The 12,675-nt window shown below is 68.1% G+C and carries 14 protein-coding genes; 11 read left to right on the top strand and 3 right to left on the bottom strand.

Translation table 11 applies throughout. The annotated features are described in order from the left end of the window. Positions 1 to 10: 10 nt before the first annotated feature. The 8 genes from ACZ5YA_RS01165 to ACZ5YA_RS01130 all read left to right on the top strand — a co-directional run bounded on the left by ACZ5YA_RS01165 (position 11) and on the right by ACZ5YA_RS01130 (position 6,454). Positions 11 to 1,261: an NAD(P)/FAD-dependent oxidoreductase gene (locus ACZ5YA_RS01165; RefSeq protein WP_118933733.1), complete on the top strand. Its 1,251-nt coding sequence runs from the start codon at positions 11 to 13 to the stop codon at positions 1,259 to 1,261. Between the two features lie 8 nt (positions 1,262 to 1,269). Next, on the top strand, positions 1,270 to 1,827 hold the full coding sequence (locus ACZ5YA_RS01160; protein WP_059380573.1) for a hypothetical protein: 558 nt from the start codon (positions 1,270 to 1,272) through the stop codon (positions 1,825 to 1,827). Continuing rightward, the gene (locus ACZ5YA_RS01155; protein ID WP_118934562.1) at positions 1,824 to 3,023 is read left to right on the top strand and encodes a beta-ketoacyl-ACP synthase; all 1,200 of its coding nucleotides are present in this window, start codon (positions 1,824 to 1,826) and stop codon (positions 3,021 to 3,023) included. The genes ACZ5YA_RS01160 and ACZ5YA_RS01155 overlap by 4 nt, the downstream gene beginning before the upstream one ends. Then, a complete protein-coding gene (locus tag ACZ5YA_RS01150) occupies positions 3,020 to 3,475 on the top strand; it encodes a hotdog family protein (RefSeq protein WP_118934560.1) in 456 nt (151 codons plus the stop codon). Before ACZ5YA_RS01155 ends, ACZ5YA_RS01150 begins: the two co-directional genes overlap by 4 nt. Further along, positions 3,472 to 4,203, top strand: a complete 732-nt coding sequence (gene fabG, locus ACZ5YA_RS01145) for a 3-oxoacyl-ACP reductase FabG (protein ID WP_118934558.1) — start codon at positions 3,472 to 3,474, stop codon at positions 4,201 to 4,203. Before ACZ5YA_RS01150 ends, fabG begins: the two co-directional genes overlap by 4 nt. Beyond that, complete coding sequence (locus tag ACZ5YA_RS01140; protein ID WP_059380545.1) at positions 4,203 to 5,426, top strand: beta-ketoacyl-ACP synthase; 1,224 nt, start codon at positions 4,203 to 4,205, stop codon at positions 5,424 to 5,426. Before fabG ends, ACZ5YA_RS01140 begins: the two co-directional genes overlap by 1 nt. 47 nt (positions 5,427 to 5,473) lie before the next feature. Next, the gene (locus ACZ5YA_RS01135; protein ID WP_464091885.1) at positions 5,474 to 5,914 is read left to right on the top strand and encodes an excinuclease; all 441 of its coding nucleotides are present in this window, start codon (positions 5,474 to 5,476) and stop codon (positions 5,912 to 5,914) included. A gap of 78 nt (positions 5,915 to 5,992) precedes the next feature. Continuing rightward, a complete protein-coding gene (locus ACZ5YA_RS01130; RefSeq protein WP_006218783.1) occupies positions 5,993 to 6,454 on the top strand; it encodes a GatB/YqeY domain-containing protein in 462 nt (153 codons plus the stop codon). Between the two features lie 37 nt (positions 6,455 to 6,491). On the opposite strand, the gene dinB is transcribed toward ACZ5YA_RS01130, so the two are convergent. Next, positions 6,492 to 7,571, bottom strand: coding sequence for a DNA polymerase IV (dinB, locus tag ACZ5YA_RS01125; protein ID WP_464091884.1), 1,080 nt, complete (start codon positions 7,569 to 7,571; stop codon positions 6,492 to 6,494). Between the two features lie 102 nt (positions 7,572 to 7,673). On the opposite strand from dinB, the gene ACZ5YA_RS01120 reads away from it, so the two are divergent. After that, complete coding sequence (locus ACZ5YA_RS01120; RefSeq protein WP_054458193.1) at positions 7,674 to 8,096, top strand: PaaI family thioesterase; 423 nt, start codon at positions 7,674 to 7,676, stop codon at positions 8,094 to 8,096. Between the two features lie 36 nt (positions 8,097 to 8,132). On the opposite strand, the gene ACZ5YA_RS01115 is transcribed toward ACZ5YA_RS01120, so the two are convergent. After that, positions 8,133 to 8,588, bottom strand: a complete 456-nt coding sequence (locus tag ACZ5YA_RS01115; RefSeq protein WP_059378359.1) for a BPTD_2524 family lipoprotein — start codon at positions 8,586 to 8,588, stop codon at positions 8,133 to 8,135. Positions 8,589 to 8,655: 67 nt separating this feature from the next. Then, the gene (locus tag ACZ5YA_RS01110; RefSeq protein ID WP_059378362.1) at positions 8,656 to 9,471 is read right to left on the bottom strand and encodes an IclR family transcriptional regulator; all 816 of its coding nucleotides are present in this window, start codon (positions 9,469 to 9,471) and stop codon (positions 8,656 to 8,658) included. Positions 9,472 to 9,579: 108 nt separating this feature from the next. On the opposite strand from ACZ5YA_RS01110, the gene ACZ5YA_RS01105 reads away from it, so the two are divergent. Both ACZ5YA_RS01105 and ACZ5YA_RS01100 read left to right on the top strand, forming a co-directional pair. After that, complete coding sequence (locus ACZ5YA_RS01105) at positions 9,580 to 11,652, top strand: metallophosphoesterase family protein (RefSeq protein WP_464091883.1); 2,073 nt, start codon at positions 9,580 to 9,582, stop codon at positions 11,650 to 11,652. Positions 11,653 to 11,681: 29 nt separating this feature from the next. Then, a complete protein-coding gene (locus ACZ5YA_RS01100) occupies positions 11,682 to 12,647 on the top strand; it encodes a Bug family tripartite tricarboxylate transporter substrate binding protein (protein WP_059378369.1) in 966 nt (321 codons plus the stop codon). Positions 12,648 to 12,675 lie beyond the last annotated feature (28 nt).

Here is a 12,675-nt window from a genome sequence, read left to right as displayed (position 1 = left end):
CATCTCCGGCATGGAACATCGCGAAGTTGTAGTCATAGGAGCGGGACCGGCAGGCGCGGTCGCCGCCGCCCTGTTGAAGCGCCAGGGACATGACGTCCTGATGCTGGAACGCCAGCAGTTTCCGCGCTTTTCCATCGGCGAAAGCCTGCTCGCCCATTGCCTGGAGTTCGTGGAGGAAGCGGGCATGCTGCCGGCGGTGCAGGCCGCCGGCTTCCAGGTGAAGAACGGCGCCGCCTTCGCCTGCGGCGAACGCTACACCCACTTCGATTTCCGCGACAAGTTCAGCCCCGGCCCCGGCACCACGTTCCAGGTGCAGCGCGCGCACTTCGACAAAGTCCTGGCGGACGATGCCGCCCGCCAGGGCGTGGAAGTGCGCTATCTGCAGGAAGTGACGGCGGCCGATTTCGACGGCGACGACGGCCCCCTGCTGGACGTGCGCAGCGCTGACGGCACTTCCTATCAAGTGAAGAGCCGGTTCGTGCTCGACGCCAGCGGCTACGGCCGCGTGCTGGCGCGCCTGCTGGACCTGGAGCGTCCGTCGTCGATGCCGCCGCGCAAGGCCATCTTCACCCATATCGAAGACCGCATCGACGACGCCGGCTTCGACCGCGAGAAGATCCTGATCAGCGTGCATCCGCAAGAACGCGGCATCTGGTACTGGCTGATCCCCTTCTCCAACGGCCGCTGCTCGTTCGGCGTCGTGGGCGGCGAAAACCTCTTTGGCGGCCCCGGCCAGGACCTGATGGCCACGCTGCGCGAGATGGCCGACGCCGCGCCCAATCTCAAGCGCGTCCTGAAGCACGCCGTCTGGGACACGCCCGCCAACACCATCGGCGGCTATTCGGCCAGCGTGCGGCAGTTGCACGGCCCCGGTTACGCGCTGCTGGGCAACGCGGCGGAATTCCTCGACCCGGTCTTTTCCTCGGGCGTCACCATCGCCCTGCGTTCGTCCAAGCTGGCGGCAGACGCGCTGCACCGCCAACTGACGGGTGCGCAGGTCGACTGGCAGGCCGAATTCGCCGATCCGCTGATGGTGGGCGTGGAAACCTTCCGCGCCTATGTCCAGGGCTGGTACAGCGGCGAATTCCAGGACGTGGTCTTCTACGAGCACGCGCAGCCCGAGATCCGCCGCATGATCAGCTCCATCCTGGCGGGCTACGCCTGGGACCGGAACAACCCCTTCGTCGCCAACCCGCAACGCCGCCTGCGCATGCTGAGCGAACTGTGCCGCGGCGCCGAAGCGCAGCCGCTGCCCGCCTGATCCCGACCATGTCCGCCACCCGCTCCTCCTTTCTGTCCGCCGCGCGCACGCTGGGCGCGCTGCTGGCGCTCGCCCTGCTGGCGGGCTGCGCGGGCGCGCCGCCCGTGCCGGCGCGCGACGCGGACTTTCCGCTGCCGCGTCAGCTGCATGTGCTGCAGTCCGCCGCCGGCCAGCCCGCGCTGGACACGCTCTTGGTGGTGCAGCGCGAAGGCGCCGCCTTGCGCTGGTCGCTGTTCGACCCCATGGGCGTGCCGCAGGCGCGGCAGATGCTGGAACGCGGCCAATGGCGCAACGACGGCTTCCTGCGGCCCAATGCCCAGGCGCGCGATCTGTTCGCCGCCCTGATCTTCGCGTGGACGCCCGAAGCGGAACTGGACGCGGCCTACGGCGCCGGCAACTGGCGCGCCAGCCGCGAGGACGGCGGCGCGGCGCAACGCGAACTGCTGGACCGGGGCCGTCCGCGCTGGAGCGTGCGCTGGCCAGCGGCCGCACAGGCCGGCACGTTCACCATCACCACCGCAGACCAGGTCACCTGGCGGATCTCGCCCTTGAAGGAGCAGCCATGAACACCTGGTTGGGTACCCCCGGCGTGGTGTGCGCGCTGGGCGCCGGCATCGACGCGGTAGCCCGCGCCGCCTTCGCCGGCGACACCTCGGGCATGCGCCCGCAGCCGGATTGGGTCCATGGCCGCACGCTGACGCTGGGCGGCCATGCGGACGCGCTGCCGCCCATCCCCGACACGCTGCCCGCGCATCACCACAGCCGCAACAACCAATTGCTGCTGGCAGCCGCGTTGCAGATCGAGCCGCAATTGCGCGCCGCCGTGGCCCGCCATGGCGCCCACCGCGTCGCCGTGGTGCTGGGCACCAGCACTTCCGGCGTCAACGACAATGCGCCCGCCTTCCGCCAGTTGGCGGCGCAAGGCGCATGGCCGGACGGCTACGACTACCGCCGCCAGGCCTTGTCGTCTCCCGCCGCGTTTTTCGCGGACTGGCTGGGCGCCACCGGCCCCGCCTATACGCTGTCCACGGCCTGCACCTCCAGCGCCCGCGCCCTGCTGTCCGCGCGCCGCCTGCTCGCCTCGGGCCTGTGCGACGCCGTGGTCTGCGGCGGCGCGGACACCCTGTGCCGCCTGACCATCAACGGCTTCGCCACGCTGGAGGCCATCGACGACACGCTGTGCCTGCCCTTCTCCGCCAACCGCCGCGGCATCAACATCGGCGAAGCCGGCGTGCTGTTCCTGATGGAGCGCGAGCCCGCGGGGGAGCGCTCCGTGGCGCTGCTGGGCGGCGGCGCCAGCTCCGACGCCTGGCACATGTCCGCGCCCGAGCCCAGCGGCGCCGGCGCGCGGGCAGCCATGCAGGCCGCGCTGCAATCCGCCGGCGTGGACGCGGCCAGCATAGGCTGGGTCAATCTGCACGGCACCGGCACGCTCCACAACGACGCCATGGAAAGCCTGGCCATGCATGCCGTTTTTCCGCAGGGCGTGCCCTGCGCCTCGACCAAGGCGCTGACCGGCCACGCGCTGGGCGCGGCAGGCGCGCTGGAAGCGGCGCTGGCCTGGGCCACGCTGTCGGCCGGCAATGCCGAAGGACGGCTGATGCCCCACGTCTGGGACGGACAGCCCGATCCCGTCCTGCCGGCGCTGGATTTCAGCACCGCGCAGCACCGCTACGCCCAAGGCCGGCCGCGCCTGGCCATGAGCAATTCCTTCGCCTTCGGCGGCAACAACGCCAGCCTGATCCTGGGAGCCCAAGCATGACGACCTGGCCCGTCTCCGGCCTGCTGCCGCACGCCGGCGACATGATCCTGATCGACGAGGTCTGCAGCCACGACGCCGACAGCCTGACCGCGCGCGCCCTGGTCAAGCCCGGCCCCTACTCGCTGCCCGACGGCTCCTTGCCGCCGTGGCTGGGCATGGAGCTGATGGCGCAAGCCGTGGGCGCCTGGGCCGGTTGCCAGGCGCGCCAGGCGGGCGACCCCGTCAAGTTGGGCTTTCTGCTCGGCACGCGGCGCTACGAAAGCCATGCCGACGCGCTGCCCGCCGGCGCCCGCCTGACCATACACGCGCGCCGCGGGCTGGTCGACGCCAGCGGCATGAGCGTCTTCGAATGCGAACTGCGCGACGACGCGCGCCTGCTGGCCGAGGCCAGGCTGAACGTCTATCAGCCCAAGGATCCCACCGCTTTTATCCAGGAAGAATCACCCGAATGAGCGCTGCCCCCATACTCGTAACCGGCTCGAGCCGCGGCATCGGCCGCGCCATCGCGCTGGCCCTGGCCGACGCCGGCCACGACCTGGTGCTGCACTGCCGCCAGCAACTCGACCAGGCCCAGGCCGTGCAGGCCGAAGTCCAGGCGCGCGGACGCCAGGCGCGCGTGCTGCAATTCGATGTGGCGGACCGCCAGCAATGCGCCGCCGCCCTGCAGGCCGACATCGACGCGCACGGCGCCTATTACGGCGTGGTCCTCAACGCCGGCCTGACCCGCGACGGCGCGTTTCCCGCTTTGACCGGCGACGATTGGGACCAGGTGCTGCGCACCAACCTGGACGGCTTCTACAACGTGCTCAGTCCGCTCGCCATGCCCATGATCCGCCGCCGCGCGCCTGGCCGCGTGGTCTGCATGGCGTCCGTGTCCGGCCTGGTGGGCAACCGCGGCCAGGTGAACTACAGCGCCTCCAAGGCCGGTCTCATCGGCGCCGCCAAAGCCCTGGCCGTGGAACTGGCCAAGCGCCAGATCACCGTCAACTGCGTGGCGCCGGGGCTGATCGACACCGACATGATCGACGAGCACGTGCCGGTCGAGGAAATCCTGAAGGCCGTGCCAGCGCAACGCATGGGACGGCCCGAGGAAGTGGCCGCCACCGTCGTGTTCCTGATGTCTCCCGGCGCCGCCTACATCACGCGCCAGGTCATCGCCGTCAACGGAGGACTGTGCTGATGAAACGCGTCGTCATCACCGGCATGGCCGGCATCAGCGCGCTCGGCAACGACTGGGCCAGCGTGCAGCAGGCGTTCCAGACGGGCCGCAGCGCCATCCGCGTCATGCCCGACTGGTCGCGCTACGCCGAACTCAACACCCGCCTGGCCGGCCCCATCGAGGACTTCCGCACGCCCGCGCACTGGACCCGCAAGCAACTGCGCAGCATGGGACGGGTTTCCCAACTGGCGGTGCGCGCCGCGGAACTGGCGCTGGACGACGCGGCGCTGCTGGGCGATCCGCGCATCGCCGACGGCCGCATGGGCGTGGCCTGCGGCTCGTCGGTGGGCAGCACGGCCGAAATCCGCGCCTTCGGCAACATGCTGCTCAACGGCGTCACGGACGACCTCAACGCCAATTCCTACGTCCGCATGATGCCCCACACCACCGCGGCCAACGTCGGCATCTTCTTCGAACTGAAGGGCCGCATCATCCCGACGTCCAGCGCCTGCACCTCGGGCAGCCAGGGTATCGGCTACGCCTACGAGGCCATCCGCTACGGCCGCCAGGAGCTGATGCTGGCGGGCGGCGCGGAAGAGCTGTGCGCCAGCGAAGCCCTGGTGTTCGACGCGCTCTACGCGACCAGCCAGAAAAACGACACGCCCGAACTCACGCCCCGCCCCTACGACCGCGACCGCGACGGCCTGGTGATCGGCGAAGGCGGCGGCATGCTGGTGCTGGAATCGCTGGACCACGCGCTGGCGCGCGGCGCGCGCATCCATGCGGAAATCGTCGGCTTCGGCAGCAATTCGGACGGCACCCACATCACGCGCCCGGAAGCCAGCACCATGCGCATTGCGATGGAAATGGCGCTGGCCGACGCCAGCCTGCCGCCGCAAGCCATCGGCTACGTCAACGGCCACGGCACCGCCACGGAACAGGGCGACATCGCCGAAACGCAGGCCACGCACGGCCTGTTCGGCAGCCGCATGCCCATCAGCTCGCAGAAGAGCTACCTGGGCCACACCTTGGGCGCCTGCGGCGTGCTGGAGTCGTGGTTCAGCATCGAGATGCTCAACCGCGATTGGTACGCGCCCACGCTCAACCTGCGCAACGTCGATCCGCGTTGCGGCGAACTCGACTACCTGACCGAGGGCCGCAGCATGAGCAACGAATATGTCATGAACAACAACTTCGCCTTTGGCGGCATCAACACCTCGTTGATCTTCCGCCGCTGGCGCTGAAGTCCGCAATACCCGCGTTTTTCCCTCTCACGAATGGAATGCCAGACATGAACGCTTCTTACCAGTTGTCCGCCGCCCTGCTCCTGTCGCTCGCATGCTCGGCGCAAGCCCTGGCGGCAGACCGTACCGTCCATCTGCCCATGCAGACCGCGATCGACGCCGCCCAGGCCGCCGGCAAGATCGATGGCAGCGTCAGGTTCTACCTGGCCGGCACCGGCCCCAAGGGCACGGTGCTGGAATCCGGCGTCGTCACCAACCGCAAGACCAGCGCCTTCGCCAAGAAGGACGAGGACGCCTGCCTGTGGGTGGCCCAATCCGCCATCATCGCGCTGCATGAAGCGGCCAAGAAGGCCGGCGCGAACGCGGTGACCAATATCGTCAGCTACTACCGCAAGAACGAATACAGCAGCAAGACCGACTATGAATGCCATGCCGGCGCCATGGTGGCCGGCGTCGCCCTGCGCGGCGACCTGTCCAAGGTGAAGTAAGGCGGATCGCCAGCCGCCGGAAAACGCCGGCCGCCGGTTTAAACTGCTTGTTTGTCGCCACACCACAAAGGTTTACCCATGAGCACTGCTACGCTCAAGACCCGCCTCTCCGATGCCGTCAAGGACGCGATGCGCGCCAAGGCCTCCGAACGCCTGACCACGCTGCGCTTCCTGCTGGCGGCCGTCAAGCAGAAGGAAGTGGACGAACGCCGCGACCTGAACGACGCCGAGATCACCGCCATCATCGAAAAGCAGGTCAAGCAGCGCCGCGAGTCCATCGCCGCGTTCGAACAGGCCGGCCGCACCGAAACCGCCGAACAGGAAAAGGCCGAACTGCTGGTGCTGCAGGAATTCCTGCCGCAAGCCGCCACGCCCGAGGAAGTCGCCGCCGCCATCGACGCCGCGCTGGCCGAAGTGGCCGCCCAGGGCGTGACCGGCGCGCCCGCCATGGGCAAGGTCATGGCGCTGCTGAAGCAGGCCCTGGCCGGCCGCGCCGACATGACGGCGCTGTCGCAGCAAGTGAAGGCCCGCCTGGCCTAAACCCTGCCGGGGTTGGCTGCCAGCCGCCCCGCTCAGCTCAGAACGCGCCGCCGAACAGATCGGGCTGGCGCGACTGCTCCTGCGGGTCGGCGAAATTGCTCATCCCCACCCCCGCCAGCCGGTACAGCGTTTCCGGCGGCAAGTCCACGCGTTCGCACAGCAGCCTGGCGACGGCGGCCAGCTCCGCCGCCGATCCAGGCGGACTCGGGCTGGTCTGGCTGCGCGTGAGGATCCGGAAACGGTCCGTCTTCAACTTGAGCACCACCGTGCGGCCCAGGGCGCCCTTCTTCAGCGCCTGGTCCCACACGCGTTCCGCCATGCGGTCGATGGCCTCGCCCACCGCGTCCAGGCGGATATCCTCAGAGAACGTGGTCTCCGACGAGACCTGCTGCAAAGGCTGGTCCGTCTGCACCTCGCGCTCGTCGATGCCGCGCGCCAATTCGTACAGGCGCCGGCCGTAGCGGCCGAAGTAATGCTCCAGTTCCTGGGCGCTGTGCGTGGCCAGGTCGCCCACGGTATGGATGCCCAGCTGTTCCAGGCGCGCCTGCGTCACCTTGCCCACGCCCGGCACCTTGCGCACCGGCAGGGGCTCCAGGAAGGCCAGCACCTTGGCGGGCCGGACCACGAACAGGCCGTCCGGCTTGTTCCAGTCGGACGCGATCTTGGCCAGGAATTTATTGGGCGCGACGCCGGCCGAAGCCGTCAGTCCGGTTTCCTCGCGGATCTGTTGCCGGATGACCTGCGCCACCTCGGTGGCCGAGGGCAGGCCCAGCTTGTTGACCGTGACGTCGAGATAGGCCTCGTCCAGCGACAGGGGTTCGATCATGTCGGTATGGCGGGCGAATATCTGCCTGACCTGGCGCGAGACCTCGCGGTAGCGGTTGAAATCCGGCGGCACATAGATCGCATGCGGACACAGGCGCTCCGCGCGGGCGGCGGACATGGCCGAATGGATGCCGAACCGCCGCGCCTCGTAGGACGCGGCGCACACCACCGAGCGCGGCCCGGTCCAGGCCACGACCACGGGCTTGCCGCGCAGTTCGGGGTTGTCGCGCTGTTCCACGGACGCGTAGAACGCGTCCATGTCCACGTGCACGATCTTCCGTAATTCAATCATGGTGGTGCTGCCCCCATGAGCCGTTCATCGCCTGAAACCCCGTGGCAAAACATATATTATGACCGGCGACAACCGACTTCCCATTCCTGCCCGCAACGGTCCATGACTGCAGCCTCAACGCCCCAAACCGACTACTTCGGCCTGACCATTCCCTTCATGCATTTCATCGGCCTGGTGCCCGAGAGCATCGCGCCGGCCTATGCCCGCACCTCGCTGCCCTGGCGCGCCGACCTGACCAACAGCCGCGGCGACGTGCATGGCGGCACGCTGATGAGCGTGCTGGACTTCACGCTCAGCGCCGCCGCCCGCGGCTCGGCCGACGGCACGGAAGGCATGGCCACCATCGATATGAACACCTCGTTCCTGTCGCCCGGCACGGGCGACCTGGTGATCGAGGCGCGCTGCCTGCGCAAAGGGGCCTCGATCGCTTTCTGCGAAGGCGAGGTGCGGCGCGCCGACGGCGAACTGGTGGCGCGCGCCACCGCCACCTTCAAGATCATCCGCCGCCGCCCGGGCGGGGACTGAGCGCGCCGGCGGCGGCAAGCCGCCGGCCCCTGCGCCTCAGTTGGGCAGGTCTCGCGAAGGCTTGACCGGCGGACGCGGATCCAGCGGCATATAGCTGCTGCACGACACCAGGCTGTAATAGATGGCGTCCTGCATGGCGCGCATGGCGGCCGCGTCCCAGGTGCCCTTGCCCCACACCGCGATGCGCACATCGGTGGTCTTGGGGCCGGCGGCCTTCAATTCGACCCGCGTCATCTCGTTGTCGCTGTAGGGCGCCAGCACCTGCACCACGCCGGACTGCGCGCTTTCGTTCATGGTGTCCACCACGCGGTAGGCGTTGTCGGTGCTGCGCAGGCAGGCATTGGCCTGCCGGATCGCCGCGTCGTAGGCGTCCTTGAAGGCCACCGGGGCCTTGAATTCGCTGTGCGGCGACGCGCTGCCGGACGAAATGCCCATCGAGCAGCCTGCCAGGCCCAGGGCCAGCGCCGAAGCCGCGACCAGTTTCCAGTACATGTGTATCTCCAGATCAGTGCCCGCGATTATCCCGCATATCGGCTGCGCGCGATAAGCGCAGCCGCGTTCACATGATCCCGATGCGGTACTCCAGGTTCTTCACCAGGGTCCGCAGGCGCGGGCCCAGGGTCTCGTACACGTGCTTTTCGTCCAGGTTATCGGCCGGGATCGTCACGTTGAAGGCCAGCGGCAAGTCATTGGAGCGATAGCGCATCGGCGTGGCGATGCCGCACAGCTCCGCCCGCCAGTCCTTGCTGACCACGCAGAAGCCGTGCTGATCGATGGCCTCGAACGCGGGCTGCAATGACGGCCCGAAACGCTCCCAGTCCTCGGGAAATTCCTCCGCGAGCCGCCCGCAGATGAGTTCGCGCTCGTCCGGCGTCTGCGCATACAGCAGCGCGCGCCCGGTGGCGGTGCGCAGCAAGGGGCGGGCCGAGCCGATATCCGGGCGCGAGGCGTTCGACGCGCCGTCATGCACGGTTTCGACGTAGACCACCTGCAGGCGGTCGCGGATGGCCATGGACACCGGTCCCTTGGCATAGCGCGCCAATTCGATCATGTCGTGCGCCGCCAGTTGCCGCAGCGTCAGGTGCACCAGCAAGGGATAGCCCAGCGTCAACACGGCCGGACCCAGCGAGTACTTGCCGGTGCGTTCGTCGCGCCGCAGATAGCCCAAACCCACCAGCGTGAATGTCAGCCTGGACACCGTCGGGCGCGTCAGGCCCAGCATTTCGGCGATTTCCTTGTTGCCCAGCAGCGGCTCGGCCGCGGAAAAACACTTGAGCACGTCCAAGCCGTTGGAGAGCGTGGAGGCAAATCGCGGATGCGCTTCCAGCGAAGCGCGGGATTCGAGTTCGTAGTTGAGCGGCGTTTTCGAGTGCATGGCGGCCTAGGGATTCGGAGCATTGACAGTATATCGCCTGCCGAAATACAAACATTCCGTTCACTATAAACACTTGAATTCCATTTATTGAAATTGAAAGGCTGATTGATGACGAATTCCTGCTTTTCCCGCCAGCCGCTGGGCGCCCGCCTGTTCAGCTTTGCCGTGGTGGCCGACACCCACGTCAATGAATCGGAAGACACCTGCGCGTCGCCCTTTGCCACCAATGCCCGCGCCAATGCCCGGGCGCGGCACGTCTTCGCCGACATCGCCGGACTGGACCCCGCCCCCGCCTTCACCATCCACCTCGGGGACATCGTCCATCCGGTGCCCAGCATGCCCTCGTTCGAAGTGGCGGCCGACCGCTTCAAGGCCATCGCCGGCCAGATCGACATGCCGCTGCACCTGGTGCCCGGCAACCACGACGTCGGCGACAAGCGCATCGACTGGATGCCGGCCGACATCGTCTGCGACGACTACCTGGACAAGTACCGCCAGGTGTTCGGGCCGGACTATTACGCGGTGGACCATGGCGGCGTGCGCTTCCTGTTCCTGAACGCGCTGTTGTTCAACTCCGGACTGGCGGCGGACGACGCGCAACGCGCCTGGATCGACGAGCAATTGGCCAGCGCCAGCGGCCGCGTCTTCGCTTCGCTGCATTACCCGCCCTACCTGCATGACGCCCACGAACGCGGTTCCTACGACAACATCGACGAGCCCGGCCGCGGCTGGTTGCTGTCGCGCCTGGCCCATCCGCGCGTCGAAGGCGTTTTCGCCGGCCACGTCCACAATTTCTGGTACGACGTCATCGGCGGCGCGGAGATCTACATGCTGCCGTCGACCGCCTTCCTGCGGCACGACTTTTCCGAGTTCTACCGGGTGCCGCCGGCGGATGAGTTCGGCCGCGGCGACGTCGAGAAATTCGGCTACTTCATCGTCGATGTTCATGAGCAAGGCCATGTGGCCAAGCTGATCCGCACGCACGGCGCCATGCGTGGCGAGGCCGAAACGGACCGGGCTGCGGCGCGCACCCTGCCCACCGTCCATACCAAGACCGCCGCCTGTGACGGCATTGCGGTCGAAATGCGGCATCCCTGGGCCGAAATCGTCGAAATCCCCTGCACAGGCGGGGTGCAGGAGTTCGGCCGCAAGCTGGCCCGCAACGACTATCCGCTGATGTCCATGCGGGAAATGGGGCTGCGTACCCTCAAGATTCCCGTGCAGGATCTGCGCGACGACAAGACCCTGCGCCGCGCGCGTCTCATGTCCGACGTCGGCCACCGCTTCGTGCTGACCTCGCTGGGCTTGCCTGACGCCAGACTGCTGCAACAGGCGCGCGAGCACGGCGTGGCCATCGCCGCCATCGAGATCAACCTGAATGCCCAGGCGCTGGAAGAGGCGGGCGCGGCCCTGCAGCGCCTGCGCGAGCACACCGACGCCCGCCTCGTCTATTGCAAGATCCGTACGGGCGCGGACGACGCCCACTTCGACGGCAAGCACTACAGCCATTTCGTCAACACCGGACTGCGCGCCTCCGAGCTCGAAGCAGCGCAATCCACCCTGCTGCCGCACTTCGCCCAGAAGAACCTGGACGGCTTCACCGTGCGCCTGGACTGGGGTTCCGACCTGATCGCCACGCACCAGCAACTGGCCGCGCAGGCGCGCGACTGGGGCGCGACGGTGAACGTGGGGGTCAAGCTGGCCGACCGCCTGGCGGCGGCGAATAGCGACGACACCGCCATCGCCGCGCTGGTGGCGGAAGCCTTCCTGGCAGCCCGGGCCACAGACGCGGTGAGCTATTCCTTCGACACCTTCATGGACGTGGACCGCGGCTATTTTCCGCGCAACGGCCTGATCGACCGCCGCTACGATCCGCGGCCCGCCGGCCTGGCGCTGGCCGCGCTGAACGCGGTTTTTGCAGGGCAGGCCGCAGGCGCCGGATGGGTCGAACGCATCGACGGCGAAGCCGGCCTGCGCCTGTGCCGCTACCGCTGCGGCGAGCAGGCCTATGAACTGGCCTACGGCCCCGGTCCGGCCCTCCAGCGCCAGGTCGAGGCCGGCGCGTTCAAACGCGTCGTCGACCTGACGGCCCAGCGCGCGCTGCCGACCCGGGACGATTGGGACGAGTACGCGCGCCTGCATCTGCCCGCCCAGGCCGTGCTGCTGATCCAGCGCAACTGAATCCCCATCCCCCGCACAGGAGCCACCCCATGTTTCGACACGCAATCAAACTCGCGGGCATTCTGGCCGCCGCCTGCCTTCCCATGTTGGCGCAGGCGCAGCCCTATCCCGACAAGCCGGTGCGCCTGATCGTCGCCTACACGCCCGGCGGCGCCACCGATGTGATCGCCCGCATCCTCGCGGCAAAGCTGAGCACAAGCTGGGGCCAGCAGGTCATCGTGGAGAACAAGTCCGGCGCCAGCGGCATGATAGGCGCCGAACAGGTCGCGCGCGCCACGCCCGACGGCTACACCCTGCTGCTGGCCTACACGCCCGAGGTCTCGATCAACAAGCTGGTCTATAAACAGATGCGCTACGACCCGTTGAAGGACCTGCAACCCATCGCGCTCGTGGCGGATGCGCCGCTGGTGCTGGTCAGCGGTCCCAAGCTGCCCGCCACCACCTACGGCGATCTCAAGCGACAAGGCGCAAAGGCGCCACTGGTCTACGGTTCGCCGGGCATGGGCGGCCAGCAGCACCTGGCCGGCGAACTGCTGCGGGTGCGTTCCGGCATGAACCTGACCCACGTGCCCTACCGCGGCACGGCACTGGCCGTGGCCGATCTGGTGGGCGGCCAGATCGACATCTTCTTCGCCACGGCGCCAGCCATCATCGGCCAGATCGGCGCCGGCAAGCTGCACCCGCTGTTCATCGCCGGTCCCCAACGCCAGGACGTCCTGCCTTCGACGCCGACGGCCAAGGAGGTCGGCCTGGACGACTTCGACATATCCAACTGGTTCGGTCTGTTCGGCCCCGCCGGCATGCCACCGGCCCTGGTGGAGCGCATTTCCAAGGACACGGCCCAGGCGCTGGAGGCCGCCGATGTAAAGGAAAAACTGCAGGGCCAAGGGCTGGCCATTTCCTATAAGCCGCCCCAGGAATTCAAAACCTTCATCGGCGCCGAAATGGCCAAGTACGGCGCCATCGTCAAGGCGACGGGGCTGGAGCCGCAGTAGGCCTGGGCACGGCCGACAGCGTCCGCGG

The sequence above is a fragment of the Achromobacter sp. JCM 18799 genome (assembly GCF_055395645.1).
This window is presented reverse-complemented; position numbering and strand designations above follow the sequence as displayed.

Excerpts from the sequence above, each read along its gene's own strand:
- ACZ5YA_RS01165 (WP_118933733.1), top strand. The coding sequence starts at position 11 with ATGGAACATCGCGAAGTTGTAGTCATAGGAGCGGGACCGGCAGGCGCG.
- ACZ5YA_RS01160 (WP_059380573.1), top strand. The coding sequence starts at position 1,270 with ATGTCCGCCACCCGCTCCTCCTTTCTGTCCGCCGCGCGCACGCTGGGC.
- ACZ5YA_RS01155 (WP_118934562.1), top strand. The coding sequence starts at position 1,824 with ATGAACACCTGGTTGGGTACCCCCGGCGTGGTGTGCGCGCTGGGCGCC.
- ACZ5YA_RS01150 (WP_118934560.1), top strand. The coding sequence starts at position 3,020 with ATGACGACCTGGCCCGTCTCCGGCCTGCTGCCGCACGCCGGCGACATG.
- fabG (WP_118934558.1), top strand. The coding sequence starts at position 3,472 with ATGAGCGCTGCCCCCATACTCGTAACCGGCTCGAGCCGCGGCATCGGC.
- ACZ5YA_RS01140 (WP_059380545.1), top strand. The coding sequence starts at position 4,203 with ATGAAACGCGTCGTCATCACCGGCATGGCCGGCATCAGCGCGCTCGGC.
- ACZ5YA_RS01135 (WP_464091885.1), top strand. The coding sequence starts at position 5,474 with ATGAACGCTTCTTACCAGTTGTCCGCCGCCCTGCTCCTGTCGCTCGCA.
- ACZ5YA_RS01130 (WP_006218783.1), top strand. The coding sequence starts at position 5,993 with ATGAGCACTGCTACGCTCAAGACCCGCCTCTCCGATGCCGTCAAGGAC.
- dinB (WP_464091884.1), bottom strand. The coding sequence starts at position 7,571 with ATGATTGAATTACGGAAGATCGTGCACGTGGACATGGACGCGTTCTAC.
- ACZ5YA_RS01120 (WP_054458193.1), top strand. The coding sequence starts at position 7,674 with ATGACTGCAGCCTCAACGCCCCAAACCGACTACTTCGGCCTGACCATT.
- ACZ5YA_RS01115 (WP_059378359.1), bottom strand. The coding sequence starts at position 8,588 with ATGTACTGGAAACTGGTCGCGGCTTCGGCGCTGGCCCTGGGCCTGGCA.
- ACZ5YA_RS01110 (WP_059378362.1), bottom strand. The coding sequence starts at position 9,471 with ATGCACTCGAAAACGCCGCTCAACTACGAACTCGAATCCCGCGCTTCG.
- ACZ5YA_RS01105 (WP_464091883.1), top strand. The coding sequence starts at position 9,580 with ATGACGAATTCCTGCTTTTCCCGCCAGCCGCTGGGCGCCCGCCTGTTC.
- ACZ5YA_RS01100 (WP_059378369.1), top strand. The coding sequence starts at position 11,682 with ATGTTTCGACACGCAATCAAACTCGCGGGCATTCTGGCCGCCGCCTGC.